Genomic DNA, 25,330 nt, shown 5'->3' on the forward strand with positions numbered 1-25,330 from the left:
AGTCCGCGACCGTCACGTCCGTTCTGCACGAGCACGAGCTGACCCTGGACCAGGCGGCGGTGCTGTTGGAGTTCGAGGACGACGCCGACGCCCGCGCGACCCTGATCGAGGTCGCCACCCACGACCCGGCGCAGTTCGAGCACACCGCGCAGACCCTCCGCGACGAGGCCGCGCACCAGGCGCTCCTCGCGGCGACCGCCGCCGAGTACACCGGCAACGGCTTCCAGATCCTCACCCGCTCCGACGCCTACGGCGACGCAGCGACGTGGACGCCGGTGCGGCAGCTGCGCGGCGAGGACGGGAAGAGCGTCACCCCCGAGCAGGTCGCCGCCGCTCCCGGACGCGGAGTGCTCATCGACACCAGCTGGCGCGGCGAGGTCGAGGTCACGCTCCTGGTTCAGGACCCCACCGCCGCCGGATTCACCTACGCCTACGGAGCCCCCGAGCAGCCGCAGACCGAGGAGGAGGCCGAGGAGGAGCGCGCCGAGAAGTCCGCGGAGCGCAAGGTACTCATCGCCAACAACAAGGCGTGGAACGCGGCCGAGAAGGTGCGCCGCGAGTGGATCGCGACGTTCCTCGCCCGCAAGACCCTCCCGAAGGACGCGGATCGCATCATCGCTCTCGGCCTCACCGCTCACCGGTTCGCGGTGTCGTCGGGAATGAGCAACGGCAGCGACCTCGCGCACGCGCTGCTGCGCATCGAGCGCCCCTCCGGCTACCGCGCGGACGCCCTCGCGGCGCTGGTCGAGGCGAACCCCGCGAAGGCCCGCCTGGTCGCGCTGGCCGTCGTCCTCGGAGGCCAGGAGGCGCACACGAGCAAGGAGTCCTGGCGCCGCGGCGACGAGCGCACTGCCGAGCACTTCCGCCAGCTCGCGGCCTGGGGATACGCGCTGTCCCCGGTCGAGCAGGTCGTCACCGGCGACAGCACCCCCGCCGACGCCGCAGGGCTCAGCTAGCCCACCCGGCGGGACCGGCTCGCGCCGGTCCCGCCCCTCCTCTTCTCCCACTGCTGCACAGGAAGGCCGACCATGACCACCACGACCACCGCACCCCGCCCCGCCCACCGCTTCGACCCGTACCAGGAGGACCCGACACTGCGAGCAGCCGAGGTCGCCGTCGACGTCGCGGCCGCGTCCGGCGACGCCGACGCGACCGCCGCCGCAGCGCGAGCGCTGATCGTCGCCGCGGCCGCCTACGGCTGGCCCACCGCGACCGCCCTCGTCTTCAAATACGAGACGACCGGCCCCATCGCCCACGTCTGGGGACTGTGGAAGGTCCTCGACGCCGACCGCCAGGTCCTCCGCGAATGGGACGAAGAGCCCGGCGACATGACGGATGAGTCCGAGGAGGAATTGATCGCCCTCGACCTCATCAGCAACCGCCGCGCGACCCTCGACTACACCGACTTCGGAAAGCCCATCGGCTCCACGACCCTGATCCTTCACACGCTCGCACTCTGAGCGCGTGCGCGGGCCGACCCGAAACGGGCCGGCCCGCACGAGGGGGAGAGCCCCCTCGACCCCCCGGACCCGCGCAACGGCAGCACGGCCAGTGTCGTGACCGGATGCGACGATGGACGCGCTCGCACCCGTCGCGACCGCCGGTCGTCGCGCCTCATCAGACAGGACACCAGCGATGAAGCTCTACCCCGACGTGATCAGCACCCTTCGCGCCCAGGAAATCGACCCTGACGAATGGGCGCGCGAGCACGGCTCGCCCTCCGCCGCACAGTGGGCCGGCGACGAGTGCGGCTGCGCCGACGACCGCTGTATCGGCCACCACCACGACGAGCACGAGGACTGCGGCTGCTTCCCCGCGATGCTCGAGCAGCACTTCGCCCAGGAAGACGCTCGCGGCCACCGGACCCTGGAATGGCGCACCACTCCCGTCAGCGTCGTCGTCTCAGCAGAATCCGACCTGGAGGACTTCGGGCTCCTCGCCCTCGCCGATCAAGATCAGATCGACCTCTTCGCCAGCACCGACGTCGACACGGCGGCGATGACGCAAGAACACACCACCGCCGAAGAGACAGCCCGGATCGCAGCGTTCGCCGCCGAAATGTCCACCGCCGGCTCCCTGAGCACCGAGCAGTACGAGCAGCTCGGAGAGATCCACCACGCGGTCCTCAACCGCGCCAAGGGCGCAGGCGACCCCCGGTACGACCTGTACCGCGCGACGGAACGGCTCTCCCGCGCCATCACCGAGGTCTGGGACCGCGACGTCGCCGCGTACCAGGACGCCTACCTCACCGTCGTCCGCGACACCCTCACCACCCGAGGTCTCACGACCGGCATCAAGGTCGTCGCCTTCGCTGACCGCGACACCGGAATCTACGACGAAGACCTCGCGCACGACCTGCGCGACGTCGCCCTGCTCACCACGCCCCTGCCCGTCATCGGAGCACCCGGGGACGAGCGCAAGATGACGGTCGACGCGCTACGCGCCGCCGGCCTCAGCTACATCGAGCGCGCCCGCGCCGTCGTGTCCGCCGAGGCTGCAGCCGAGTAGCGATCAGCGGCGGGGCCGCGGCTTGTACTTCTTCCCCGCCCGGATGTTCCGGTTCTCGATCACCCCGACCACCGTCAGGCCGGCGGCCACGGCGACGATCAGTACCCACCCGAGCACGTTGAACCACTCACCGGTGAACGCCGCGTACGTCTGCTCGCCGGCGATCGCGAAGAGCATGAACGACAGCCCGAACCAGACCATCCCGTTGCTGATCAGCGCAGCGCGCGCGAGCTTGGTCCGAGGCTTCGACATGCGCCCACCCTCCCACCGGACCCTGGACGTGTCCACGGGGCCGAGGCGGTTCTAGGGTGAGCGCATGAGCACCCCGACGCCCCGCGAGCTGCTGGCCGTTCACGTAGCCGCCGAGCCCTCCGGGATCACCGCGACCTTCACCCTGGGCGATCCGCTCGAGCTGCCACAGTCGGTGGGATGGTTCACCTACGGCATCGAGCTCACCGGCGCCGAGGGCGCCACGGTGAAGCACTTCGGCGTCCGCCTCTCCGACGAGGAGACGAAGGCGTTCGTCTTCGAGTTCGAGAACGCCACCCAAACCAACTACGACGCCACCCACGTCACCGACCGCGGCGCCTCCCTCGTCGCCCGGTTCCCGGACTCCTCACTCGGCGTCGACACGATCCGCTCCGTCACGGGTTTCGCCACCATCGAGGGGGAGGACGTCGCCGCCGGTGTCCCCGTCCAGCTGCTCCGCTAGCGGGGTCGAAAAGGTAGACTGACCCCGCATGGAACAGCCATGCCTGCCGGCCCTCGTGCCGGCTTTCGCGCTTCCTAGGCCAGTTGCGATCGAACGCCTAAGCTGAGTCCGAATCGGAAGAACTCTGCCCGCGCCTGTCGCGTAAACTGAACCCGCCTTCCAGTTCTCTGCCTGCCGGCCCTCGTGCCGGCTTTTTTCATGCCCGGATTGAGCAGACCCCGCTCTCCTGGCCCCCTCCTTCCTTGCACCCCTCTTGGCGGTGCAGGGATCGTCGCGCCCCCAGCGCGACCACAACAGAGCGCGCCCGCGCGCTCGCACCCAGTGGAGGTCCTTGTGATTGACCTGAACCTGCTGCTCGGGTGGCTGAAGAAGGACAAGCCCGCCGCCGCGGCGCTCATCCGTGCCGGAGTCTTCGTGATCCTGGTCGTGACCGTGCTCTGCGCGGTCCTGATCTACATCACGCTCCTCGGCCCGAGCGATGCGCCCGCAGACCGGCTGACCTCCATCCTTCACGGCCCGGCGAAGTAGTCGCCGGCCCAGCCGCTAGCCCGAAAAAGCACAGACCTGCTGGGTGCAGGAGAGCTCTGTCCGCCATCGTCCCGTATGAGGTACCTCTTGCGGGCGTACTGCCCACAGACAGTTGCCGCGCGGCTTGGATCGACTATCCGAACAGCGGGTCGACTGTCCATACCAGAGGAATGATGTTCGCGGCTCCTCCGGCCACGACAGCAGAACCGAGAATGAGCACGTCCCGCCATGCGATCGCAGGGCCCGACGTCGCCGCTCTCTTCACGGAGTCGAGGAGGGCGTCAGCGCCGCGCAGCTCCTGAATCAGCTCGATGGGAAAAAACTCAGACACTGCAGCGGGGTCAACCGGATCGTTGGCCTCCAGATCGATCCGGCGCGCCTCCTTCTGCGCGCCTACGGCGAGTCGTATCAGCCCCCAGACGCTCGCCCCTACGGCGTACACGTTGAGTGCGATGAGCCAGCCGGTCATGACGGACGGCTCGCGTTCGACAGGTCGCTGACTTGCTGAGGGAGCGGGTCGAGTAGGTGCGGTCCGTTGTTGCGGACGCTGTTCACGTCGCGGGACACCTCGTAGTTCTCGAGGTCGTGCGCGACCGCGTACGACTCCCGGTCAAGGAGCTGCATCAGAGCGTCGACGTCGAGGTGCCCGCCGAGCCAGTCGTCGTACCCGTCCGGCGTGATACACGCCGGCATTCGGTCGTGGACCTCACCCGGCGCCACATGCGAGTCGCGGGTGATGATCGCCGTCGATAGCCTCCACTTCTCCGGATCGTCCTCCGCATTCGACGGGTCCGGCCAGGCCGAGACAATGCCCGCCATCGCGAGGGCCGCGTCGGGATCGTAGATGAAGTGCGGCTGCTTCCCCGTCTCCGTCACCGTCCACTCGTAGTAGCCGGCCGCCGGGATCAGCACCCGCGACGTCGCGAACGCCTTCCGGAACATGGGCGAGCTCGCGACCGTCTCGATCCGCGCGTTGATCGGCTGCGGCCGCTGCTTCTTGAAGTCCTTCGCCCACACCGGCACGAAACCCCAATGCACGGTCGGCGCAGACCGCTCCCCGTCGCGCTCCCGCACGACGGTCACCGGCGACGTCGGCGCCACGTTGTAGTTCGGCCGCATACCGGCGAAGTCCCCGGTGAAGAGGTCTGGAAGTAGGCCCTCGGTGTTGTCCTTGACGACGAAACGACCGCACATACGCTCAGCGCTGCTCGAAGGCTTCGGGGTGCCAGGTGAGGGAGTAGGCCAGCAGGGGATCGAGGATGCGGATCTGCATGGTCGCGGCCTTGTTACCGGCGACCTCGAAGACCGGCTGCGGGATCAGGTCCGCGATCTGGATTTCCTCCTCAGTGAACTGCTGCTCCTCCAGTTCTTGTTCGCTCTGGTCCTCAGCGCCAGCCGCATTCTTCTTGTCGAGCGCTGCCTGCATCTGGCGGGAGGCGACGATCCCCATGTTCTTCGCCTTCTGCTCGAGCGCGACCGTTGAGAGGTCGGCCGTGGCCGCGACGAGCTCGCCCACCATGTCCCTCACGGCCGTGAAGGGAACTTCGGCGGGTGAGCGCATCTCGTGTATAGCCCGAAGGATCAGTTGGTAGCCGTCGAGGGACGAGCCGTCCTTCAGGTCGAGGAGGTTGCGGCCGCGACGCGCTGTGAGCCCCACACCAAGGGTGCGCAGCCAGGCGACCGACTGCTCATCTCTGACGAGGCGGAAGAACTCGGGCCAACTCTCCGGCTCGGAGAGCATTCCCACATCGGTGGTGTCGTCCCTGACCCCGTTCACGCGACGGCAGAGGTTGAGGCAGAGCTGCTGCATGATCTGTGGGCTGCCATAGCTCTGCTTGATGAGCTGATTCTTCGTCTCGTCAGTGGCGCGGACGTTGAGGATTTCGAAGCCGCGGTCGGCGATCTGGCGGAGCTCGTCATCGTTCCAGACGGGGACCTTGACGGAGTAGTGCCGTCCGCCCGCGTTGGTGGTCGAGAACGCCTCGTCGTTCTCTCGGCCGGGGAGTGTTGCGAGGACGAGAGTGGCGTTGCTCTCAGTGATCGGGCGGAGCGCCAGAACGAGCTCCCGCCGAGTCTCGGAGTTCGTGACGAAGTGGAAGTCATCGATCACGATCATCGGAGGAAATTTGTCGGACTCCCTGGCCGCTGCCGAAAGAATTGCCAGAGCCTCGGTGACAGCAGTAGGGGCATCCATGTCGTAGGTCGCCCCAGTGCTGCTATCGACGTGGTGCTCCCCGGCAACCGTGCTGCCCCCTCCGATGTTCAGGGCGGTGGGAATCGACACACCAAAGCGCGCGAAGAACGACCACTTGGACTTGTCGCCGCTCACTTTTCCAGTGGTGCTGGAGGATGGGATGCCCAGCTTCGCTACGAGCGCGGCCCACAGCGCCGACGCGCCTCCCGTGAGGTTCTGGCCCGGGACGTAGGCGTAGAACAACGCCTTGGCCATCGTCTCCCTGACGAGGGTGCTCTTGCCGAGCTTGGTGGTGCCCAAGACCGAGATGATCGCGCCGCCCTGCTCCGCCAGGTCCTCCAGCTCCCGCCAGATCTCCGTACGCGTGACGCTGGTGTAAGTGGGGTGCTTCGCCGGGGTGAACACGTCGACCGTCTTGACCATGCGTGAACGCTACCCGCTGCGGGACGGGACGCAGGCGGGATCTGCGACGCCTGCTGTTCCGCAGGGGATCGTTTAGCTGCCGGCCTCCGCGCACACTGTGACCATGACGTCAGCAGAAGTACTCAACGCGCGCCCGCGCGACGACGCGCAGATGGAGGCGCTGTTCAGCTCGGGGTGGCCGGCGTTCATCTCCGCCGACCGCCTCGCGGAGGAGCACCTGCCGCACGTGCGCCAGCGATTCACCCGGTTCGAGCTCGTGGTCCTCGATGACGAGGTGCCGGTCGCTGCGGGCTGGGCGGTGCCGATCCGGTGGGACGGCACCCGCGAGGGACTGCCCGCCGGGTACGGCGACTCCCTCCGCCGGGCGCTCGAAGAGGAGGACGAGGCGACGACCCTCGTCGTCTGCGCCGCGCAGGTGCACCCAGACCGCACCGGCGCCGGCCTCGCCGGGACGCTGCTCGGCGCGTTCCGCGACCTCAGCATCACCGTCGGCTACGAACACGTGATCGTGCCCCTGCGCCCGACGATGAAGCCGCGCTACCCGCTGACCCCGATCGACGTCTACGCGGGCTGGACCCGTGAGGACGGGCTGCCGCTGGACCCGTGGCTGCGCACACACGTGCGGATGGGCGCGAGCGTCCTCGACGTCGCCCCTCGGTCGCAGGTGATGACCGGCACCGTCACCCAGTGGGAGGAGTGGACCGGGATGGCCCTGCCGGCGTCGGGGGAGTACGTCATCCCCGGCGGCCTCTCGACGCTGCGCGTCGACCGCGACGCGGACGAGGGGATCTACGTGGAGCCGAACATCTGGGTGCAGCACCACTGAGCTGGCGGGTGCTGCTCTCGGCCGCGCCATGCGCGCAGCCGAGAGCAGGGCGGCACCGGAGCCCCTTGCCCGGTATGGCCGCTCGCGGCGTCAACGAAGTCCCCACTTCTCGACCGCACCGCACCATTAGACACGAAGTGCCAACGTTGGCGACGCCCCGTGCACCTGGTCGAGCGGTCTCTACTTGCGGTCGCGTCGCGCCTCGCGGCGCATGAGGATCACGAACCCCACGATCACGAACAGGACGACAAAGCCGACCGCGATGAAGGGCAGGTAGTTCAGGAAGAGAACCAGCAGGAACGCTGGCAGGTCGAGAGTCATCTAGGTCAGTTCACGAGCGCGGCTGGCGAGAGCGGAATGGCTACCTCTCAAGGGCAACGGATCCGAAGGACGGGTAATCGGGGCCTTCGTAATTCATGGCGGTGAGGGTTCTGAGCGCCGGCATGATGTGCGCTCCGGGTATTGCGATTTCCTGGTCCGGCTGTTCCGGGTCCAGGGGGCCGATGTCGAAGGAGTAGCCGGCAGTGTCGACCCAGGCGCCAGAGCTGTCCTGCTCCAGTGCACCCTCCTTGAGTTGCAGCCTCAGATCAGATGCGTCACCGGTCGAAAAGTCGGTAAGAATCGCCCAGGTCGATCCGTCCGCCCGGCGCTCGATCAGGACCGATCCTGTCGTCTCGGTCTGCTGACTGACGAAGTCGCCCCTCAGAGGGAGTTGCTGCTCGAATGCGCTGAGCTCAGGGCCATCGGACGCGGCCGGCCCCGGCGAGCCTGCCGAATCCACGCCTGATGATTCGACAGCAACTCTCGATGATTCGTCGCCGGCGGTCTCGTTTGCGGTGCAGCCGGACAGCACGACTACGCCGGCTATGGCGAGCGTGATTCCGATTCTGCTGATTCCCATGGCCCGATCCTGGCATGAGGGCGCCCCGGCCGTCAGGGCGCCGCTCCCTGTGCTGGAAGGGGATCTTCCGGTGCTCATGTCTCGTGCGGTCTGTTCAAGGTTGTCTGCACTCGCGGCGCGAGTGTGGCGGCGTCGGTCCATCTTTCAACCCCAGATCGCGCGGAGTATGGCAACCGCGTCGTCTAGGGAGACGTTCGCCGAAGCGGCGGAGTCCGCGAGGGCTCGTGCGCGTTCTACGACGAGTTGGGGCGCGCGTGATGCTCCTGGGGCGACGCGGGTGCCTGCGGCGGTGCGGGTGACGACGAGGCCGTCTTGCTCGAGGGTCTTGTAGGCCTTGGCAGCGGTGGCTTGGGCGACTCCGAAGTCGCGGGCCGTCTGGCGGACGGTCGGAAGGCGTTCGCCGTCACCGAGCTGTCCGGCTTGGATGGCTCCGCGGAATCGTTCGGTGATTTCCTCCGCGGTTTTGATCGTCAGCGTGGTCACTGTGTCACTCCGTCGAAGGGGATCGTCTCGATGAGCGGCCGACGTGCACGCCGGAGTGCGGCGGCGGAGCGGAGGGTGTCGGTCGCGACGCGGAGCAAGAGTGCGATGCCGATCCCCTGGCCGAGGAATCCGGCGTAGAGGAGAGGCTGCGCGAAGGCGCGGTAGGCGCTGCCGACGTAGATGAGGTTCCCGTCGGCGGTGGTCTGTCCCTCGACTCCGACAATGATCGTTCCGATATCTCCGGCGTGCATCCAGACAGCGCCGAGCGTCGTGATCAGCCCGCCGAGTAGAAGCAGGGTGAAGAGGCGAGCGGTGAGCTCTCGCTCCGGGCGCACGCTGGTGGCGGTCGATCGAGCGCGCAGGGGCCGGTTCGCGTCCGTGCGTAGTGCGAGCACGAGGGCGGCCACGGCGAGGACGAGGGTGATCAGGGTGGCGAGGTAGTTCGGCCAGCCGACGCCAGCGATGTAGCCGTAGTTCGCGTTGAAGGGCATGTAGATCGGCAGAGTGGTGTGCTCGGGCACGTTGCCGAGGAAGAACGCATCTGCCGGCGCGCTGGTGGCGATGACCGTCTGCCAGACCGACGTGAGCGCGAGCAGCGCCGCGATGACCGCGCCGACCCACAGCAGAGGCCGAGAAGCGAACTCGTTCCAGCGACGCTGAGGAGCGACCGCAGCTTCGCCCGGCGCCGGAAGGGGCTCGCGGCGCACCAAGAACATGGCGACCGTCACCACGAGGGCGGCGACGAGCAGCGGGGCGGGCCGGCGCCACCACCCCTCGAACCCGGTCGTGTCCGCCGGGGTGCTCACGTGAACGACGAACGCCACCACGATCACGAGGAGAGCGCCAGCCACTCCCGCCCAGGTCAGTGTCGACGTGCGACGTCCGCTGGTCGGCAGCGAGACGATCCGGCGCGGGTACACCCAGGACAACACGAAGCAGATGAGGCCGAACGTGACCGGAGCGGCGACGGCCGAGAGGAGTTGATACACCTCACGGGGAATGAGCAGTGACATGGGACCTCCACGGCAGACATCAGCGGCGACGACTTCGCCTTGTGCAAGGAAGTTAGCACAATGTTGTGCTAGGAAGAAAGATCAAGGTTGCACCCCTGCCACGCGCCCTGTGCTGCTCGGTCGCTGCTCGAGACGTCCCGTGAGGGGACGTTCGGATGGGGCCAGCTCCGCGGGGCTATGTCGTCGCTGTGATGACCAGAAACGGCCCCACCATCCGTCCCGTATGGGGGTCGTTCACCGGGATGGCCCGAGCTCGAGCGCAGCCCGCTTGCGGCGGGAACGGATCCTTCGGAGAACGATGCCGGTCACGAGGAATTCGAGCCCTGTCGGGATGGTGCCTGCGGTCAGAAGGACGGCGTGGAGCGCGAGGAGGAGGTGGTCGATGGAGGACAACCAGGTCATCGACAGAGGGCCGAGGACGTCCGTGATCAAGAAGGAGAACAGGGAGACGGCCAGTCCACACCAGGCGAGGCTCACTGCGGCAGGAATCAAGGCGAGCGAGACGCGGCGACGCGGATGTCTCCGGGCCACTATGTGAGCGGCGACAGCGGCGAGGGCGATCCACGTCCCGACGCCGATCGCACCGAACGCGATACCGAAAACTCCCTCAGACGGGTCCGAGTCGGTCACGCCCGTGGCGACCATGAAGCTGCTGAGCATCAGAATCAGGGCTGCTATTGCGGTGGCGAGTCCCACGCCGGACCAGGTGATGAGGGTGTCCAGTGAAGCTTCGGGTGCTGTAGTCGAGGTCGTCGGAGTTGCTGAGGCGGGAGTGCTAGTCACGATCGGGGGTCCTCGTTGGTAGCGGGAAGGACGTGGCTCATCGTGCAGTCACGGTGAGGTTCAGTTCTTCTCCTACGCGCAATATCTCGTTCGAGGGGAAGCGGAACGGGTTGAGGTAAAACAGGTCATCGTCCGTCATGCCGAATCGTGCCGCGACGTCCTCTGCGAGGTCGTCGCGAGCGACGCTGTATGACGTTGGTACTCCGTTCGTCGTTTTCGTCTCGCCACGTGCTGCTGCGCGCGGGCCGGTGTCCTGGGCGACGAGTGTGCTGCGCTGGGGCTCCACACTCCACTGGATGTCAGCGATGGCGATGATTTCCGTCGAGCAGTCCGGGTCGTTCTGCGGTCGGGTCGTGAGGACGAGCTGATCGATCGCTGTCGGGTCGCCGCGGAACTCGGCGAGGTTCCGCCACGCCTTGTAGGGCTTTCCCGACTCCGCGTCCGCGAGGCGCATCGGGAAATCAACGTTGAAACAGGTGGCACCCTCATCGATCGGATCCAGCGCCCCCATGACCGCGACGAAACCGGAAGAGGATTCTGTTGCGGCGGGGATCGCGAGCGCGTCTGACGCGAGGGCCAGCCGACCGTCTGCCGCACTCAAGCGAATGACGCCGGCCGTCCCATCGCTCCCCGCGAACGTTGCCACGCCAAGGTCGCCGGTGAGCGCAGCGTCGGAGCTGCCATCCGTGGGCGTAACCGGAGCCGGCGGCGTGGGCTGTGGCGTGCATCCCGTGATGACGATCAGGCATGCTGCGACTACGACCGTGCTTCGCGCCCTCGAGAATGTCCCCATCGGCTCAGGGTAAGCGGTCTCCTCACTCCTCTCTTGGTGGGCAGCGTTGGCGCCTTCTCCTGTAGCGCTAGGGATGATCGTCTACCGGGTGGGTTGGTTGAAGGATTCTCTGGCGTCGGTGATGGTGCTTCCGTCGCGGAGCGTGAGCGTGACGGTGAAGGTCGGCTCGGGTCCGCCGCGGCCTGACCCGTCTCCCTCTGTGAGGCCGGTTCCGGGCCACCAGGCGGCCCAGTGGCCGTCTGTGATCGTGGCGATGACGCTCGTGCCGTCGTCGGTGCGGATGGTGAGTCCGGTCACGTCCGAGCCGACGTCGCCGCTGGTGAAGACGGCGGGAGGGAGGTTCTCGCCGGCGAACTGGCTGATGCCTCCCTGCGTGTATTCGTCAGCGAGCGGCGTGAAGCCGCCCTCGCTTCCGGTGGAGCTGATGAGCGCCCTCCCGGCATTGCTCGTCCCTGCCGGAATCTCGATGAGGCACGCTCGCTGACTGGGCGTCGTGTAGGAGAGCATCACCCAGTCGCCGCGCCGTTCCCCGATCGCCGGCTGCCCGAGCTGCTCCGCATCACCTGACGCACACGCAGCACCGGCGACGGTCAGGTCGGACGCGCTGGCAACCTCCGCGGCCGACGTCCACGAGGCGTACGCGCGGGAGTCGACACCGGACGGCAGGACGGCGAGAGCGACCCCCAGCGCTGCGGCCGCGAGCCCGGCGGGAAGGACGAACTGCCATCCCCGAGGACGCCGAGCGGCGGGCTCCCGAGCGGCCACCGGATCGCTATGGAGGATCATCTGGAGCCGCGCTGCAGCGGCCTCGCGAGCCGGGCCGTCGAGCTCGTACTGGGCGGCCGGGTCGAGGTCTTTCGTGGCGAGGAGTTCGGGCGTGGTCATGATGCCTCCAAGGCGGGCGAGTCGGCGTGGTGCTGGTGCGAAGGGGGATCGAGTAGTGCCCGCAGTGCGGTGCGTGCTCGGTGAAGGCGCAGCCGGAAGGCGACGGCGGTGATGCCGAGCACTCCGGCCGCGGAGGGAGAGTCGAGTCCTTCCCAGGCCGTCAGCGCGATCGCTTCCTGGTGCTGCGGTTTGAGCTGCTGCCACGCCTGGTAGAGGTCGAGCCGGGTCGCGATCGCGTCCTCCGGTGACCGCGCGGCCGCGTCGGTGTGAGCGGCGACCCGGATCGCGAGCGCGGCGGTGCGCTGCTGACCGCGGAGGTCGTTGAGGAGGCAGTTCCGGGCGATGGTGAACAGCCAGGCACGCGCGGGCTCGTCCTCCGACGGCGCGGTGTCGTGTCGGCGCCAGGCGATCAGGAACGCCTCGTGCGCGAGGTCGGCGGCACGGTCGGGGTCAGTGCGACGCCTCAGGAATCGGACGACGCTGACGTACTCGCGCTCGTACAGCTCGGAGAAGCTCGCCTCGCGGGCGGACTGTGGTGGGCTCATACCTGGGACATGTCCCCAGCCGAGCTGCTGTTACAGATAATCGACCAGTTGATGTTCAGTCCCACTCCGGGACCTCGGCTACGGAACCGCTCGCGAATGATGAAGCCCGAGTTCGGCACGTCAGGCGCCGAGGGCGCCAGGCAGTTTCCTTTCGAGTCGCGCTGCTCGGCTCGCGGCGAGTCCGATCGCCAGCAGCACGCCGCACACGATGGGGAGCTGCAGTCCAGCCGGTAGCGCTGGGTACATCGGGAAGAGCACTGCTCCGAGCACCTCAATTCCGATCAGCAGGACAGGCAGACCGATGAGTACGAGCGTCGAAACCGCGGCGGCGACTCGCCCGCGCCAGGGGAGCGCTGTGAGCAGGCCGAGCGCTGCGATAGGCGCCGCTGTCGAGAGGCCGGGACCAAGCCACCCAGCGGACGCCGAAACGAAAGCGATGATCAGTTCCGCGGCAGAAGCCGCCAGTGCCATGCCGCGGGCGGCACCTGTTCGTCCGGCCACCGCGAGCCCGAGCGCGACAACGAAAGCGGCTCCCGCGAAGACGGAGGGATTGGTGAACGGTCCGATCGCGCCGGGATAGTTGATCCCCGGTGACCAGTTGACCGTGAAGTAGAAGATGAAGAACGCCGTGGCGAGAGCGAGCGGAATGATCGCGGCCGGCGATCGGCCAGCGTGCGAACGGAAGTGGTGACGCACCCCACCGACCATCAAAGTGACTTGCTGTCCGAGCGTGGGTCGGGACCGGCCTGCGTCGTCGGCTTCGTCCAACAGGATGCCGAGCAGCACCTCACCGTGCTCCGCCCTCCACACGGGCGGGTACCAGCGCAACGCGCGTCGGAAGCGGTCGGCTCGGTAAATGTCATCGTTCGTCGTCATGCCGTTCTCCAATCGGGGGCGTGGCCAGGTCGGATCGCTGCGGTGGGAACGAGGCCGAGGTTCGCCCGTGCTCGGCGCGCGCTGGCTTCCATGCGGTCGACCTCGACACCGAGCGCAGTACGGCCGGCGTCGGTCAGTCGGAAGTAGCGACGGACTCGACCGTTGATCCGCTCATCTCCGTCGGAGGAGATGAGCCCCTCTGAGTCGAGCCGTTCGAGTGCGGCGTATAGCGTCGTCACTCGAAGGCGCACGCGATCCTCGGACTGCTCCTCGATCTCCTGGAGGAGCGCGTAACCGTGGCGCCGACCTGTCGCCAACGTGGTCAAGATCCAGAACGTCGTCTCTCGCATCTCCCCGGCCATGATCCGAACCATACTCCAACGCTCGCACTATGAGTCACCCAGTGTCTCCACTGCACTCGTGCGCCAACACTCGGCGCTACATTCCGGGAATGACCAATCGCACGCTCGGCAACGCGTACACGGCCGTCCTTCTGATCGTGGGTGCGGCAACGACTTTCATCGGCGCGTTCACCTCAGGGTCAGTGTGCGCCACCGCCGCCGTCGCCTTCGGTGCAGCGGCGGTGACGGCGGGGCTCGTACTCATCGGTATCCGCTTGACGACCCCCACCCGTTAGTCGCGCGACGAGACGACTCGAGGAGCGGTCCCGTAAGGGGATCGTCTACCGGGCGGGTTGGTTGAAGGATTCTCTGGGATTGGATACTTGTTCTGGTCGACCCCTTCGGTGATCTGCCCTTGTTTCGCACACTTGACACAAACCCTCGCCCCTTTGTATCGTCTACTCAACACAAAGGGGACGGTCATGGGTAACTGGGGCTTCGCGGAGATCACGTTGGTCGTGATCGGTGTGCTCGTCGTGGCGAGCGTCGTCGCGGGAGGAGTGTCGCTGCTGACTCAACGTCGACAGCCGCCTGCCGTAGTGCGCGCTCATCGCGTCGGCGTCGTGCGGATGGTCACCTCGGTCGCCGCCGCGCTCGTCGCTTTCGCGGTCGCGGTGCTGATTCACATAGCGAATCCGCGCTTGGAGTCGGTGCCGTTCCTGCTCGGGCTGCTGCTCGCAGCGGCTGTAGGGCTCGGCGTGTTCAGTGTGATGCCCGTGCCCTCCATCGATGGAGCGATGAGGCGACGCACGGCGAGCGTGATGCCGAGACGACTTTCGGATTACTCCACGGTTCGACAACGCGCGACCTTCGCCACGATCGCCTCGATGACTGCGCTCATCGCACTCCTGAGTGGTCTGCTGTCGAAGCCGGCGGACGATGGTCGCTGGATCTGTCCGGTGATGTTCTCGGACCCCTGCCTCGCTGGAGGGCCGTTCCTGTTCCCGGGATGGCTCTTCGCAGCGCCGGCTCTTCCCCTGATCGGTCTGCTCGTCGTTGCCGTTCGGCACGCTCTGCGCCGCGTCGTCACCTCTCCCGCTACCGCTTGGCCCGAGCTCAGCGAAACAGATACCGCGTTGCGGCGCGGCGCGGTGCGGCTCGTTCTTCGTGTTGCCAACGCCTCACTCCTACTCACGATCACGGTCTTCCTGGGCTCGGCGGCGCTTCCGCTGATGAACGCACCTGTTCTCGAGACGGGCATGACGCCCGATTCGGCACAGCTCGCGGGGATCGTTGGACTGGTGCTCTTGGGTGTTGCCGGCGTCGTGTTCCTCGTCGGCATGGTGATGGCGGTACTGGCCGCCACGTCTCTGGCGCGCCTTCCTCGGGGTGCCGCTGACGTGTCGACGGTGATGGCGTGATGAGCATCGAGGTCGACGCTGACGATCCTCGACCGCCCTACGAGCAGATCCGCGCAGCGTTGGCGGCAGAAATCACGTCTGGCCGGTTGCAGGCAGGCCAGCGCCTCCCGACCGTTCGACAGATTGCGGGTGACCTCAGAGTGGCGGTCGGTACGGCAGCGCGCGCCTATCGGGAACTGGAAGAAGCGGGCCACGTCGAAACACGACGCTCCCAGGGCACCACAGTCAGACCCGGGCGAATCATCGCCATCGACGTCACCGCAGCTGTAGAAGCATTCGTTCGGGACGTGCGGCGAGATGACGTCGAGCTAGCGGACGTGCTCGCCGCCATAGAGAAGGCGTGGTCGACGAAGCGGTAACCACCAGGGGGCGGTCGTTCACCGTTCCGTATGGGGATCGTTCACCGAACGATCGATCGCCCTAGTGAAGCAGCTAGCTGCGCGGAGAGGTGTCCTTGTGCCAGTACGCGGCAACTGCCGAGGTTCGCCGCACTACTGCGTCCGCCGAGGCGGGCGCCGGCCACAGATACAGCGCGTACCGGTCAGGCGCCGGATGCTCTTCGTCGGCGACGTCTTGTCGCCGGCCCTCTTCCATGCCGGAAGCGCACCACCGGGCCCGATAGGCGGGCGCGGTGAGCTGGAACGACGCGGCGGGGTCCCCGGACCATCCGCTAAGCACCGCATCCGGTCCTTCGGGTTGGAAACTCGCCTCGACGATCTCCTCCCACAAGCCGAGCTCAGGCGCTGTGTCCAACGTGCTGACTCGAACCGGCACGTGCCCGGTGTGGATACCTGTCCTCATGAAGAGGGCGCCGGGCACACTCGCTCCGCACAGCCCATTCTCTTGTCCGTCGAACGCATCACGAGGATCCTGAACCGACGCAGCGCCGGTTGTGAGTTGCAGCTGGGAGTAGTGCGTCCACACGGTTCCATCGAAGACAACTGGCATGACAGCCATCCTCCTCGACATTCCCAACGTCGCGTCCCATACGGAGATCGCTAATCGGACGTCTTGCTCCTCACGCTCCGTCAGGGGAGACGGTGGCGGATATCCGCCGCGTCCGTTCGATGATCAGGATGTCGGTGACTCGGATGCCGAGCGCGGTGAAGAAGCCGGCGACCGCGTTCCAGTAGAGAGTCCACAGGATAAGGCCGCCGACTTCGTTCTGGTCGTCCCGGGGTGGAGCCCAGTCGGCGTTGGCGGCGCGGACCTGCCAGATCACAGCGAGGGCGATGCACAGCAGGCTGGCCCCGAGGCCGAAGGCGAAAAGGATCTTGCTCCCGGAGTTCGTGCAGCCGAATCTCCACAGCACGTTCCTGACAACGATGAGCGACACGGGGATCGCTCCGAACGAGAACGTCCACTGCTCCCACGTCACGAGATTGACCCCGTCTCGCAGCGAGCCGGATCGTCGGCAGGTGCCGTCGTCACTGTTCGGAGAGCGGGGGAGTGGTCGCGATCATTTCAGGGGAAGGTGTTTCGTAACCGCCGATGATGAGCGTGCTGGTGTCCGTCCAGCTCGGCTCGGAGTACGCGATCGGCTCGGGGCTTCCCGCGCCAGGTCTCGCGCTGGTGATCCCGATGGCCACCGCACCCACGGCGAGGAAGCCGGAGACCAGCGCTGCAACCGTCACGGTCAACACGGTGGTGCGAAGCGTCTGCATCGTGCTGCCCCTCGAGTAGGTCGAATGGTGGGGAGCGTACCAGCGCAGGCGCCGGCGACGCCGTGCTACCGGTCCCGTATGGGGATCCTCGAGCGGGCAGTAGCGAAGCGGTTCTCGTCTGAGACGATCGTGCCGGATCGGACACCACTGAGCATGAGCACGCCACCAGAAGCAGCAGCACCCGCGCGAAATGCTGCGGCGCGCACCGATGACGCCGGCCTGATGGACGGCGCGCGACGAGGCGACCGGGCGGCGTTCGGCCGGCTCTATGACCGGCACGCGGCGACGACCTATCGCTACGCCCTCAGCATCGTTCGCGCGCCCACCGACGCCGAAGATGTCGTGCAAGACGTGTTCCTCACCACGTGGACGCGGATCAACGATGTCGCGATCGTGGACGCATCCACCCTTCCGTGGCTGCTCACCACCGCCCGATTCACCGCGCTGAACCTCCTCCGAACCAAGACCCGTGCACGGAACCGCACCGAGAACGCAGACCTATCGCTGCACGCGGATCGACGCGGCACCCCTGACGAAGAAGTCGCAAGACGCCAGCTCGCCGCAGCGATCGAGGAAGCCGTCTCCGAGCTCTCCGACACCGATCAAGCGCTGTACTACCTGTGCATCGAGCAGGGCAGCAGCTACGCCGACGCCGCAAAAGCACTCGGCTCCACCCACGGCGCCATCCGCAACCGGCTCAGCCGGCTCCGGGCCGCGCTCCGCACCACCCTGCGCCCCTTCGAAAGGGAGAACTGATGACCCACGACCTCGGCCCCACCACGACACAGCTCACCAGGATGCGCGCCACCATCTTCACCGACATCGCTACTCGCCACCGCTCCACCAAGCGCCGCCGCCTCGTGGGGCTCGGCCTCGCGGCCGTCGTCGCGATCGGCACCAGCGCCGCCGCGATCGTCGTCACGCAGGCCAGCAATGACGAAGCCAACACGAGCTTCGACTGCTACTCCGTCGCCGACGTCCGAGCGGACCACACCACGAGCAGCCTCGTGGACGATGGCCGCAACGCGTTCAAGCTGCTTCCGTTGTCCAAGCGAGTGGACGCCGCTATCGAACGATGCGAAGCGAGTTGGAGCGCCGCCCCCGACGAGCCCTACCCGGGGAGCGGACCCATTGACGTACCCAACCCGATGGTCTGCGTCCTCGCGGACAACAGGCTCGGGGTCTTCCCGAACAGAGCGGGCCAGTCCACCGGCCCCTTCTGCGAAGGACTCGGCCTCTCAGCGCCGGCAGTCGCGGCGTCTGCCGACTGAGCCATCCCACAGAAGGCGTTACGTCCCGTAACAGGATCGCTGGCCGGGTACCTGGAAGGATCACCTCATGTTGCCGGATGCCGAGCTTGCCGTAGCGCTCGAGGATGTCGGGGTGCGGCAGCTTCTTCCGGTTCCGGAGTACGACTACCGGATCGACGACGTGCGGCTGGTCGCTGGTCTGCTCGACTTTCGGCTTGTGCAGGTCGGCGGTCACACGGCTCGGATCAGGATCGCGTTGCCGTCGTCGGGAAATGATCAGCCCTGGATCTATGCGACTCCGCGAGATGCTGCGGACTGGATCTCGCAGCTGCTCGTGTGGATCGATGAAGAGGTGGGGACCGGTGGGCTTTCCGGCGGACGACTCCGAGTTGAGGAGGGCGGCGTGACGTACCTGGTTGTCGCGCCCTACGGCTGGCGGAGGGCCAGCGAGGAGGAGCACAAGCGACTACTTGACGGGACACGCGCGTAGAGGGCGTGCTTCCGCGGCTCGGAGGGGCGGATCAACCCCGGTGACCCGCCCATCCCGAATGGGGATCGTTCATCGGGCCGGTGAGCCGGCGGGTGCTGCTCTCGGCCGCGTTACGGGTCGCGGCCGAGAGCAGGGCGACACCGGCGGCCCCCCCCCGCCGGTCTGTCGCGTGCGGCGTCAGCGAAGTCCCCACTCCTCGACCGCACCGCCCCAGAGGAGCCACCCGCGCACTGCCCGAGCGTCATCCGAGCTGGATGCTGCTGCGCAGCTCACCGCCACTCCGCGTCTCGAGCGTTCACCGGTCAGGTCCGGGCGATGCTCCTGGGGAGTGATGCCGTGTCAGCTGGCGGGGGAGATGTCCGGTGCGACGGTTTCCGGGAAGTCTGCCGGGGTGTGCGCCGTCTCGTGGGTGAGGGTGTCGACTGACCAGGTGCCCGCGTGTAGGCGCAGGGTCGCCTCCTGCGGGAAGGAGTAGGCGTACTCCGGAGCAGCTTCTCCGGTCTCGTACGGGCTCCGCTGAAGGGTCGTGCTCTCGGTGAACGTCACCGTGGCCGAGTCGCCCGTGATCTGCACCGAGTCCAGCGACACGTCGGTCTCGAACGCCGTGAAGGACTCACCGAGCTCGAGGTAGCGGTCTCGCTGAACGCGCAGCCGGGCGTCATCCTCCATGATCACCGCAAGCCGCCCCGGCGTCGAGGTCGATTCCGGGACGCCGAGGCCGGTGAGCTGCGGCGATCCTTCGACCAGGCTCTGAGCGTTCCGGTGCTCGAGGTCTGGGATCAGTGCCGTCGCGATCGCCTCGTTCTGCGACGACGAGGATGTGAGGCCGGCGATCACCGCTGCGCCGGCTCCCGCGACGCACACAGCGCTCAGGGCTAGGACAAGCACTCTGGCAGGGCGCACAGCTCTCTCCTCACAGGAAGCCAATGACCGGCTGCCGCGAGCCTATCCACCACGGCATGACTACCCGAAACGGCATGACTACCCGAAGAGGGACAGTGTCGACCGGCCGATGAACGGGCAATGACGACGTCGGTTCGGAGGGCGTACGGTGACCGGCGTGGACGACGCCAGCGACCGAGCGAACCGGTGGGCGGTCGGCCTCGGTGTCGTCGTGCTCCTACCTGCCGCTTTGTGGACGATGGTGAGCAGCGTCCTAATGGGCTTCGCGACGGACTCGTGCGCAAGCGCGAGGCCCTGCGACCGCGGACTGGCTGATGCGGGCATGGCGGTCGGCTTCTTCGGCGCCCTCGGCGTCTCCGTGGCTGTGATCGCGGCGTTCCTCTTCAAAGTCGGGCCGCGCGGGGTCAGCGCGTGGATCCCGTGGACGGGCGTCGGGCTCATCGTCCTCACTGGCATGGCTGCCCAGCTCCTGGTTCAAGCTGCCACCTGAGCATTGTCGCGGCCTTGAATGTGCACGCTGCGGTCCCTGCCTGCCCTAGCGTTGCCTCATGGTCGCGTCTCGGCCTGAAATGCGCAGCGCCGTTCCGAAAGGGGAGTGTCTGTCGCGGGTCATCAAGAAGCCCACCGGCTCTTAGGCTGACCCGATGAGTTCCCCGGCACCGACCCGCCCGTTCGTGGGCGCTGCTCGCGTCGCCGTCGGTGCAGCGGCGATCGCGGTGATCCTCCACACCTACGCCTTGAGCATCGCGGCCGGCGATCCGAATCCGTTCGACTACTTCGGCTACTTCACGAACCAGACCAGCCTCCTCGCGAGCGCGGTGCTCATCGTCGCCGGATCGGTCGCGCTCGCCCGCCGTCCGACGCCGGTGTGGCTGAGCTACGTCCGCGGCGCGGCGACGGCCTACTCGATCGTCGTCGCCGTGATCTACAACACCCTCGTTCCCGGTACCGGAACGGCTCCGCCCTGGGTCAGCGCCGTCCTGCACGTGGTGCTCCCCGCGCTCGTCCTCCTCGACTGGATCGTCGTCGCCGACCGCGGACCGCTCTCCTGGCGCCGGCTGTGGGTGGTCCTGCCCTACCCGATCGTCTGGGTCGTCGTCGTGCTCGTCCGCGGCGCAACCGACGGGTGGGTGCCGTACGGTTTCCTGCTCCCCGAGAACGGAATGCCGTCGCTCGTCCTGCACGTCGCCGGGCTGACCTGCGCGGTGCTCCTCGCGGGCGCGCTCGTCTGGGCACTGAGCCGACGCCGCACCTTCCACCTCATCTAGTTGATGTCCCAGCGGAGTAACTTCTTGACTCAGCTCAGTTCACAGATCAGACACTCACCCGCAGGTAGGGGCGCTGACCGGCCGCGGCGATTGAGGCGAGTGTCGAAGCGAGATCCTCGACGAGGCGGTGCACCTGCTCGGGTGACCATCCCTCGAGCTCGGACGACGCATCCTCCCACTGCCGCGCTGCGGCGGCACGACCCGTCTCACCTGCGGCGTCTAGCGCGCCACCCAGGCCGGTGCTGACTGCGATGACGAAGCTCTCGTAGTCATCGGTCGCCGCAACCGGCTGGTACTGCGCCGCGGGAACCTCGAGCGCTGGTGTCGAGGTCAGGATGCCTTCGAGCTCCCAGAGTCCGGTCGGATCTATGTCGCAGACGAGACCGTCCGATCCCGACAGCGCCGCGCCCGCCTCTTCATCGGAACCAGCACCAAACACACTCGCAAGAATTCCCATAGCAGTCAGCGTCTCACATAGCACCCAGCGTCTCACGTAGCACCCAGCGGTGCGCATGTGGCGGGGGACACGCGGTCGTGCGGTGCTACCTCACCTACGCCGAGGAACCAGGTCCGCAGGCTTCGCACGGCGGCTAGCGGAAGCGGTGACCCACCGTTCGTAGCACTGGAACAGCTGAATCGCGCCGACGGCTGAGACGACAAATCCGATCAGAATTCCCACGAGCAGGACTGGGCTGAGCTGGCCCCCTGTCTGATTCAAATCTGCACGAACGCCGGCCTGAAACTGCAACAGCGAGCAGATCACGGCGATCACAACACCCGACGCGAGCAGGCTCGAGCCCTTGAGCACTTCCACCATGACCACCCTCGGTCGTGAAACTACCGCAGAGTCTCCCACCCGACACCGCCTCGACCCTTATGGAGATCGTTCAATGGGCCGCTGCCGGCGGGTGTTGATCTCAGTCGCGCTGTGCGTCGCGGCCGAGAGCAGGGCGACACCGCCCCCCGCCGGGCTGTCGCGTGCGGCGTCAGCTCAGCGATGCCAGGATCTGGCTGGCGAGTGGCAAGCGCGCTAGGTCTCAGGCGGGTATTCTCCGCGCGTGGACCTGAATGACCGATCGAGCGCGGAGTTGGAAGAGATGATCACGGCAGTGTGCCGTCGAGTGCGTCGACGAGCGCGGGCCAGTTTTGACTTCGGTCTGGCGGCCGGTCTCGCGGGAGGCCTGCTGCTGGGCAATCTTTTCTTCGGGGGCCCCTCCACGCAGGCTCTTACCCCGATTTCCGTCGGCTTGCTCGTCATTACGGCGCCGCTCGCGGTAATCGCTACCTACATGAACACGGTGAGGCGTGCCCCGGACTTACAAAGCATCCATGACCTGCAGGAGATTCTCTTGCGCCGAGAATCTGCTTCCTGAGCGCGCCAGGTCCACATCGAATCGTTAGGCTTCTCACCTGCTGTCTGGCGACCCTCCTCTCGGCCGCGGTTGTTAACCAGTAATAGGGTCGGCTGGTGGTCGTGCCGTGCCGTCATACTGAGCACGTGTCCATCAGTTCGCGGGTGTTGCGTTACGCATCCGCCTATGCGCTACTGCTCGTCGTCGTCGCGATCGTGTTGCTGAACACGTGGCCCGACTTGTGGGACGAACCACTCGTTCTCGTCGTCCTCGTTCCACTCATGATCATGGCAACGGCTTACCCGAGCTTGCGTCACCAGCTTCCTCCTGAGAGGAGCGTGCGCGAAGGGCAACAGGAGGGCCGTTCCATCCGCGCCGCTGCGTCCAAGGGCGCTCACTCCGCTGACCTAGAGCCGGACGAAGCGCCGGGGCTTTTCGACTCGCCCGCTCGCCAAGCACTCATGGCAGCAACAGTCACCGCCGCCGTGGTGATCGTGCTGGCTCTCATCAGCGTCGTGCAACCGGCGCTAGATCGAGGGTGACGTCACTGTCGCTCCTGGAGCCAGGAACGTCCAGTTACGGGATCGTTGACCGGCAGAGGGGGCGCTGCGCTATGTCGTCGCTCGTTCTTCCTTCGACTCGGTGATGAGCTCCTGCTTGCGTTCGGCTCTGAGCGCGACGACGGTTCCCGCGAGAGCGAGTGCGGCGGCTGCGGTGAAGAGGGCGGTGGCGTCCCACCTGTAGTGACGGATGGTGATGCCTGGTGAGGTCTCGCTGGCTGCGTAGGTGCAGGACAGGCCGAGCGGGTAGAGGATCTTCTCGCCCGACACGCGGCTGGAGTAGAGGTCGATCCCGTCGGGGTACTCGCTGTGCTGGCACTGCACGGCGGCCGGGTCCCAGCCGGTCTGGATCCAGCCGATCGTGTGGGTGAGGAGGGCGACTGGGGTGCCGATCACCATCGCGAGGATGCCGAGGGTCTTCGCGGTCCGCAGTTCCATCCCGTCAGAGTAGGGCGGACGCTACCCACCACGCGCGTCCCGAAAGGGGATCCCCATACGGAAGGGTCCGCCGGCACCAGGCCCGTTGGGAAATCGGGCTCTAGTCGAAGAGGATCTTTCGCACGTCCTCCACGAGGTTCTCGACTGCAAGCTCAGGCAGCGCTCGGCTGAGAAGGTCGCCCCGCCTGATGACGATCATGGGTACGACGACCTCTCCAGTCGGCCCCTGAGCAACGAGCTCGATCACGCGGTAGATCCGGGCCCCGTCCTGCAGCAGACCAGGCCGAACCGCCATAACGCGCTCTCTCCGCAGGACAATCACGGCGCGAGGACGAGAGGCACCCATGAAGAAGCGGACCGTCGAGCTCTGATCGATGGCCATCGTCGCGGAAACCCCTGGGATGATCCGGCTCCGCATCCCGAGGTCGCGAGCCGCAACAGCGAGGGACGTCTTGGTCACGATGGGAACGAGCAATGATCCCGGACGCCTGCGGAGGATCTCGCTCTCGCGTTGCACAGTCCGTCGAGAGACGACCGATCCGCCCACTGCGATGATCGCCATCGCCCCGATGATTCCGCCGATCATCGCCAGCCACGTGCTGCCGGTTCGGGAACTGTGGGTCAGCGCATAGGCATTGACGATCAGCCCCACGACGACGACGAGGAGCGGCAGGAGGAGGACCCGCGGCCTGCCCTCAAGAGGTCGGCGCGTCAATCGACACTCCTTCGGGATCGGCAGCACTGGTCAGACGATGCGATGTCCGTCACGGCCGGAGGGGAAGAACGAGTGAATCGCGGATCGACTCTAAACCGACCCGGCAGGAGGTCTAAGCCGCCCCGCTGCGCGATCCGCTGGCTGGCCCCGCGCCATCGTCGCAGCGCTTCATGCCAGGGCCACTGCGGCGTCCTGCGATCGGCGAGGATCCGTGGCGTGAGTATCAGTATCGACGGCGAGCACTACGTACTTCTGCGGAGCGCCTTCTGGGCCGAAACGTCGGTAGTCAGTGGGGTCTACGGCTGCGCGGAGCGGGCCTGGGAAGCGGCACGGGCCATGGCGGACGCACCGCCCCGACCTGATCGGTGGGTTCTTGAGACGTGGAGCGGCGGTGAGCTGCGCAGCAGCGTCCAGCTCGACTGACGCTCGGGCAACGCGCCGGGGGCTCTACTGTGGCGGTGCGGTCGAGAAGTGGGGACTTCGCTGACGCCGCACGCGACAGACCGGCGGGGGGCCGCCGGTGTCGCCCTGCTCTCGGCCGCGACGCACAGCGCGGCAGAGAGCAGCACCCGCCGGCTCAGCAGCCCGCTGAACCATGGTTCACCGGCACGCAGGGTTCTAGTTGTCCTTGACTCTGCGACCCGCGCCGCGCCCGTCTCCGCCGGCAATCCAGTCGTTGACCGCTCGAGCTACGTGAGTGTTGTGACTTGCGGCCCATGAGGGATCGTTGGATGCGGATGTGAAGGCGATCATCGGTGTGTGCCGGATGCGGCCGTGACGGTCGCGCCAATGCAGGACCATCAAGCCGGCTTTTTGGCGCACTCGGATGGTCTGGTCGCGAGGGACGCGTCGGGACCACCAGACCCCGTGGACGGTGAGGTCGTTCTCTCGCAGGCTGACACCGCTGAAAACAACCCACCGCGCAGCGAGCGATATGACGACCGCGAAGATGACGATGAAGACCAGCTGCTCGTCCAGCGCGAGGCCGGGCTTCCATACTGTCGCTGCCGGCACGCAGATCAGAGCTGCGGGCAGGAGTATGCCGAAACGGAGCTGGATATTCGGGCGAAACCGCACGAGCGCTGATTTTAAGGGGCGCCCGCCCGTTCGTCGTCCCGTACAGGGATCGTTGAGCGGTCACCCGAACGCCGATCAGTAGACCGATGCACGCCGCATTGCTACGGCGAGACGATAGAACCCCTGAGAGTCACCGTCTGTCACCATTCGTCGCCCAGCTTGCGGAGACCGTTGTCTTCCGGCAGGGTCTGGCGCGAGTAGTCGTGCAGAACGTCGGGCGACGCAGTTTCGCGTCCGTCACGTTCAGCTTGGCGGATGGCCGCGATGACGACGCATGTCACAGCCACGATCAACGCCGCAGCAGTCGTCAACGTCATCCATATCGGCTGAACGGTTGACCCATCCGAGCACAGCGGGTTCCAGAGGAACCCCTCTCCCGTC

Annotated in this window: 40 protein-coding genes and 1 pseudogene; 17 read left to right on the plus strand and 24 right to left on the minus strand. The window is 66.9% G+C overall.

The features are described 5' to 3' along the window. The 3 genes and pseudogenes from C5D04_RS18305 to C5D04_RS13615 all read left to right on the plus strand — a co-directional run. Window positions 1-956: pseudogene (locus C5D04_RS18305) on the plus strand (chromosome partitioning protein); the annotation flags it as partial. A gap of 72 nt (window positions 957-1,028) precedes the next feature. Then, window positions 1,029-1,460, plus strand: coding sequence for a hypothetical protein (locus tag C5D04_RS13610; RefSeq protein WP_104347855.1), 432 nt, complete (start codon window positions 1,029-1,031; stop codon window positions 1,458-1,460). 175 nt (window positions 1,461-1,635) lie between these two features. Further along, complete coding sequence (locus C5D04_RS13615; protein WP_104292950.1) at window positions 1,636-2,508, plus strand: hypothetical protein; 873 nt, start codon at window positions 1,636-1,638, stop codon at window positions 2,506-2,508. Window positions 2,509-2,511: 3 nt separating this feature from the next. On the opposite strand, the gene C5D04_RS13620 is transcribed toward C5D04_RS13615, so the two are convergent. Further along, window positions 2,512-2,760 carry a hypothetical protein gene (locus C5D04_RS13620; protein WP_104248327.1) on the minus strand — a complete coding sequence of 83 codons (249 nt, stop codon included), beginning with the start codon at window positions 2,758-2,760 and terminating at the stop codon, window positions 2,512-2,514. A 64-nt stretch (window positions 2,761-2,824) separates the two neighbouring features. On the opposite strand from C5D04_RS13620, the gene C5D04_RS13625 reads away from it, so the two are divergent. Both C5D04_RS13625 and C5D04_RS13630 read left to right on the plus strand, forming a co-directional pair. After that, window positions 2,825-3,220 carry a hypothetical protein gene (locus tag C5D04_RS13625; protein WP_104292951.1) on the plus strand — a complete coding sequence of 132 codons (396 nt, stop codon included), beginning with the start codon at window positions 2,825-2,827 and terminating at the stop codon, window positions 3,218-3,220. A 333-nt stretch (window positions 3,221-3,553) separates the two neighbouring features. Next, a complete protein-coding gene (locus C5D04_RS13630; protein WP_104273459.1) occupies window positions 3,554-3,748 on the plus strand; it encodes a hypothetical protein in 195 nt (64 codons plus the stop codon). A 133-nt stretch (window positions 3,749-3,881) separates the two neighbouring features. Here C5D04_RS13630 and C5D04_RS13635 read toward each other — a convergent pair whose 3' ends face one another. From C5D04_RS13635 to C5D04_RS13645, 3 genes are read right to left on the minus strand one after another with little or no spacing between them, the layout of a single operon-like run. Continuing rightward, complete coding sequence (locus C5D04_RS13635) at window positions 3,882-4,217, minus strand: hypothetical protein (protein ID WP_104273458.1); 336 nt, start codon at window positions 4,215-4,217, stop codon at window positions 3,882-3,884. After that, entirely contained in the window at window positions 4,214-4,942 is a 729-nt protein-coding gene (locus C5D04_RS13640; RefSeq protein WP_104292952.1) for an SOS response-associated peptidase, read from the minus strand. The genes C5D04_RS13635 and C5D04_RS13640 overlap by 4 nt, the downstream gene beginning before the upstream one ends. Window positions 4,943-4,946: 4 nt before the next feature. Further along, window positions 4,947-6,365 carry a hypothetical protein gene (locus tag C5D04_RS13645; protein WP_104292953.1) on the minus strand — a complete coding sequence of 473 codons (1,419 nt, stop codon included), beginning with the start codon at window positions 6,363-6,365 and terminating at the stop codon, window positions 4,947-4,949. A gap of 103 nt (window positions 6,366-6,468) precedes the next feature. On the opposite strand from C5D04_RS13645, the gene C5D04_RS13650 reads away from it, so the two are divergent. Further along, on the plus strand, window positions 6,469-7,191 hold the full coding sequence (locus tag C5D04_RS13650; protein WP_104292954.1) for a hypothetical protein: 723 nt from the start codon (window positions 6,469-6,471) through the stop codon (window positions 7,189-7,191). Between the two features lie 180 nt (window positions 7,192-7,371). Here the strand turns inward: C5D04_RS13650 and C5D04_RS18310 are convergent, their stop codons facing one another. The 10 genes from C5D04_RS18310 to C5D04_RS13695 all read right to left on the minus strand — a co-directional run bounded on the left by C5D04_RS18310 (window position 7,372) and on the right by C5D04_RS13695 (window position 13,832). Beyond that, a complete protein-coding gene (locus C5D04_RS18310) occupies window positions 7,372-7,512 on the minus strand; it encodes a hypothetical protein (RefSeq protein WP_181068424.1) in 141 nt (46 codons plus the stop codon). Between the two features lie 40 nt (window positions 7,513-7,552). After that, on the minus strand, window positions 7,553-8,092 hold the full coding sequence (locus C5D04_RS13655; protein ID WP_146078533.1) for a hypothetical protein: 540 nt from the start codon (window positions 8,090-8,092) through the stop codon (window positions 7,553-7,555). 144 nt (window positions 8,093-8,236) lie between these two features. Further along, window positions 8,237-8,575, minus strand: coding sequence for a GntR family transcriptional regulator (locus C5D04_RS13660; RefSeq protein WP_104234395.1), 339 nt, complete (start codon window positions 8,573-8,575; stop codon window positions 8,237-8,239). After that, window positions 8,572-9,588 carry a hypothetical protein gene (locus tag C5D04_RS13665; protein ID WP_146078534.1) on the minus strand — a complete coding sequence of 339 codons (1,017 nt, stop codon included), beginning with the start codon at window positions 9,586-9,588 and terminating at the stop codon, window positions 8,572-8,574. Before C5D04_RS13665 ends, C5D04_RS13660 begins: the two co-directional genes overlap by 4 nt. A 234-nt stretch (window positions 9,589-9,822) precedes the next feature. Beyond that, the gene (locus tag C5D04_RS13670) at window positions 9,823-10,284 is read right to left on the minus strand and encodes a hypothetical protein (protein WP_146078535.1); all 462 of its coding nucleotides are present in this window, start codon (window positions 10,282-10,284) and stop codon (window positions 9,823-9,825) included. Between the two features lie 124 nt (window positions 10,285-10,408). Continuing rightward, on the minus strand, window positions 10,409-11,164 hold the full coding sequence (locus C5D04_RS13675; RefSeq protein ID WP_104292958.1) for a hypothetical protein: 756 nt from the start codon (window positions 11,162-11,164) through the stop codon (window positions 10,409-10,411). Window positions 11,165-11,245: 81 nt separating this feature from the next. Beyond that, a complete protein-coding gene (locus C5D04_RS13680; protein ID WP_104292959.1) occupies window positions 11,246-12,049 on the minus strand; it encodes a hypothetical protein in 804 nt (267 codons plus the stop codon). Next, window positions 12,046-12,594 (minus strand): RNA polymerase sigma factor, encoded by a 549-nt coding sequence (locus C5D04_RS13685; protein WP_104292960.1) that lies wholly within the window; start codon window positions 12,592-12,594, stop codon window positions 12,046-12,048. The genes C5D04_RS13680 and C5D04_RS13685 overlap by 4 nt, the downstream gene beginning before the upstream one ends. Window positions 12,595-12,714: 120 nt before the next feature. After that, the gene (locus C5D04_RS13690) at window positions 12,715-13,470 is read right to left on the minus strand and encodes a hypothetical protein (RefSeq protein ID WP_104292961.1); all 756 of its coding nucleotides are present in this window, start codon (window positions 13,468-13,470) and stop codon (window positions 12,715-12,717) included. After that, window positions 13,467-13,832 (minus strand): PadR family transcriptional regulator, encoded by a 366-nt coding sequence (locus C5D04_RS13695; RefSeq protein ID WP_219814059.1) that lies wholly within the window; start codon window positions 13,830-13,832, stop codon window positions 13,467-13,469. The genes C5D04_RS13690 and C5D04_RS13695 overlap by 4 nt, the downstream gene beginning before the upstream one ends. 89 nt (window positions 13,833-13,921) lie before the next feature. Here C5D04_RS13695 and C5D04_RS17990 point away from each other — a divergent pair, with 89 nt between their 5' ends. The 3 genes from C5D04_RS17990 (at window position 13,922) to C5D04_RS13705 (ending at window position 15,591) form a co-directional block, all read left to right on the plus strand. After that, window positions 13,922-14,107, plus strand: coding sequence for a hypothetical protein (locus C5D04_RS17990; RefSeq protein WP_146078536.1), 186 nt, complete (start codon window positions 13,922-13,924; stop codon window positions 14,105-14,107). Between the two features lie 186 nt (window positions 14,108-14,293). Continuing rightward, window positions 14,294-15,232, plus strand: coding sequence for a hypothetical protein (locus C5D04_RS13700; protein ID WP_104292962.1), 939 nt, complete (start codon window positions 14,294-14,296; stop codon window positions 15,230-15,232). Beyond that, the gene (locus C5D04_RS13705; protein WP_104292968.1) at window positions 15,232-15,591 is read left to right on the plus strand and encodes a GntR family transcriptional regulator; all 360 of its coding nucleotides are present in this window, start codon (window positions 15,232-15,234) and stop codon (window positions 15,589-15,591) included. Before C5D04_RS13700 ends, C5D04_RS13705 begins: the two co-directional genes overlap by 1 nt. Window positions 15,592-15,664: 73 nt before the next feature. Here the strand turns inward: C5D04_RS13705 and C5D04_RS13710 are convergent, their stop codons facing one another. The 3 genes from C5D04_RS13710 to C5D04_RS18320 form a co-directional block, all read right to left on the minus strand. Then, window positions 15,665-16,180, minus strand: coding sequence for a hypothetical protein (locus C5D04_RS13710; RefSeq protein ID WP_146078537.1), 516 nt, complete (start codon window positions 16,178-16,180; stop codon window positions 15,665-15,667). A 70-nt stretch (window positions 16,181-16,250) separates the two neighbouring features. Next, the gene (locus C5D04_RS18315) at window positions 16,251-16,610 is read right to left on the minus strand and encodes a hypothetical protein (protein ID WP_181068425.1); all 360 of its coding nucleotides are present in this window, start codon (window positions 16,608-16,610) and stop codon (window positions 16,251-16,253) included. Window positions 16,611-16,659: 49 nt separating this feature from the next. Continuing rightward, window positions 16,660-16,896: a hypothetical protein gene (locus tag C5D04_RS18320; RefSeq protein WP_181068426.1), complete on the minus strand. Its 237-nt coding sequence runs from the start codon at window positions 16,894-16,896 to the stop codon at window positions 16,660-16,662. A gap of 78 nt (window positions 16,897-16,974) precedes the next feature. Here C5D04_RS18320 and C5D04_RS18325 point away from each other — a divergent pair, with 78 nt between their 5' ends. From C5D04_RS18325 to C5D04_RS13730, 3 genes are all read left to right on the plus strand, one after another. Continuing rightward, window positions 16,975-17,652, plus strand: a complete 678-nt coding sequence (locus tag C5D04_RS18325) for an RNA polymerase sigma factor (RefSeq protein ID WP_181068427.1) — start codon at window positions 16,975-16,977, stop codon at window positions 17,650-17,652. After that, entirely contained in the window at window positions 17,652-18,167 is a 516-nt protein-coding gene (locus C5D04_RS13725; RefSeq protein ID WP_104292966.1) for a hypothetical protein, read from the plus strand. The genes C5D04_RS18325 and C5D04_RS13725 overlap by 1 nt, the downstream gene beginning before the upstream one ends. A gap of 67 nt (window positions 18,168-18,234) precedes the next feature. Continuing rightward, window positions 18,235-18,636: a hypothetical protein gene (locus C5D04_RS13730; RefSeq protein WP_104347856.1), complete on the plus strand. Its 402-nt coding sequence runs from the start codon at window positions 18,235-18,237 to the stop codon at window positions 18,634-18,636. Between the two features lie 339 nt (window positions 18,637-18,975). Here C5D04_RS13730 and C5D04_RS13735 read toward each other — a convergent pair whose 3' ends face one another. Continuing rightward, the gene (locus tag C5D04_RS13735; protein ID WP_146078501.1) at window positions 18,976-19,473 is read right to left on the minus strand and encodes a hypothetical protein; all 498 of its coding nucleotides are present in this window, start codon (window positions 19,471-19,473) and stop codon (window positions 18,976-18,978) included. A 223-nt stretch (window positions 19,474-19,696) separates the two neighbouring features. On the opposite strand from C5D04_RS13735, the gene C5D04_RS13740 reads away from it, so the two are divergent. Together C5D04_RS13740 and C5D04_RS13745 are read left to right on the plus strand one after the other, a co-directional pair. Then, window positions 19,697-20,029 carry a hypothetical protein gene (locus C5D04_RS13740; RefSeq protein WP_146078500.1) on the plus strand — a complete coding sequence of 111 codons (333 nt, stop codon included), beginning with the start codon at window positions 19,697-19,699 and terminating at the stop codon, window positions 20,027-20,029. A gap of 154 nt (window positions 20,030-20,183) precedes the next feature. Beyond that, the gene (locus C5D04_RS13745) at window positions 20,184-20,807 is read left to right on the plus strand and encodes a Pr6Pr family membrane protein (protein ID WP_104292757.1); all 624 of its coding nucleotides are present in this window, start codon (window positions 20,184-20,186) and stop codon (window positions 20,805-20,807) included. Between the two features lie 46 nt (window positions 20,808-20,853). Here the strand turns inward: C5D04_RS13745 and C5D04_RS13750 are convergent, their stop codons facing one another. After that, window positions 20,854-21,264, minus strand: coding sequence for a hypothetical protein (locus tag C5D04_RS13750; protein WP_104248174.1), 411 nt, complete (start codon window positions 21,262-21,264; stop codon window positions 20,854-20,856). Window positions 21,265-21,354: 90 nt separating this feature from the next. Further along, window positions 21,355-21,624: a hypothetical protein gene (locus C5D04_RS13755; RefSeq protein WP_104248173.1), complete on the minus strand. Its 270-nt coding sequence runs from the start codon at window positions 21,622-21,624 to the stop codon at window positions 21,355-21,357. Between the two features lie 241 nt (window positions 21,625-21,865). Here C5D04_RS13755 and C5D04_RS13760 point away from each other — a divergent pair, with 241 nt between their 5' ends. Both C5D04_RS13760 and C5D04_RS13765 read left to right on the plus strand, forming a co-directional pair. Beyond that, window positions 21,866-22,180, plus strand: a complete 315-nt coding sequence (locus C5D04_RS13760) for a hypothetical protein (protein WP_146076581.1) — start codon at window positions 21,866-21,868, stop codon at window positions 22,178-22,180. A 125-nt stretch (window positions 22,181-22,305) separates the two neighbouring features. Continuing rightward, the gene (locus tag C5D04_RS13765) at window positions 22,306-22,701 is read left to right on the plus strand and encodes a hypothetical protein (protein WP_104250057.1); all 396 of its coding nucleotides are present in this window, start codon (window positions 22,306-22,308) and stop codon (window positions 22,699-22,701) included. A 69-nt stretch (window positions 22,702-22,770) separates the two neighbouring features. Here C5D04_RS13765 and C5D04_RS13770 read toward each other — a convergent pair whose 3' ends face one another. Together C5D04_RS13770 and C5D04_RS13775 are read right to left on the minus strand one after the other, a co-directional pair. Further along, window positions 22,771-23,157: a hypothetical protein gene (locus C5D04_RS13770; protein ID WP_104250056.1), complete on the minus strand. Its 387-nt coding sequence runs from the start codon at window positions 23,155-23,157 to the stop codon at window positions 22,771-22,773. A gap of 100 nt (window positions 23,158-23,257) precedes the next feature. Further along, complete coding sequence (locus tag C5D04_RS13775) at window positions 23,258-23,872, minus strand: hypothetical protein (protein ID WP_104347857.1); 615 nt, start codon at window positions 23,870-23,872, stop codon at window positions 23,258-23,260. 216 nt (window positions 23,873-24,088) lie between these two features. Between C5D04_RS13775 and C5D04_RS13780 the strand changes: the two genes are divergently transcribed. Further along, window positions 24,089-24,295: a hypothetical protein gene (locus C5D04_RS13780; protein WP_104248267.1), complete on the plus strand. Its 207-nt coding sequence runs from the start codon at window positions 24,089-24,091 to the stop codon at window positions 24,293-24,295. A gap of 195 nt (window positions 24,296-24,490) precedes the next feature. On the opposite strand, the gene C5D04_RS17995 is transcribed toward C5D04_RS13780, so the two are convergent. Together C5D04_RS17995 and C5D04_RS18330 are read right to left on the minus strand one after the other, a co-directional pair. Beyond that, entirely contained in the window at window positions 24,491-24,949 is a 459-nt protein-coding gene (locus C5D04_RS17995; protein WP_146078499.1) for a hypothetical protein, read from the minus strand. A gap of 140 nt (window positions 24,950-25,089) precedes the next feature. Then, on the minus strand, window positions 25,090-25,330 hold a 241-nt coding region (locus C5D04_RS18330; RefSeq protein ID WP_219815029.1), incomplete at its 5' end, for a hypothetical protein.

The sequence above is a fragment of the Rathayibacter sp. AY1D2 genome, assembly GCF_002932695.1.
Lineage (GTDB): Bacteria > Actinomycetota > Actinomycetes > Actinomycetales > Microbacteriaceae > Rathayibacter.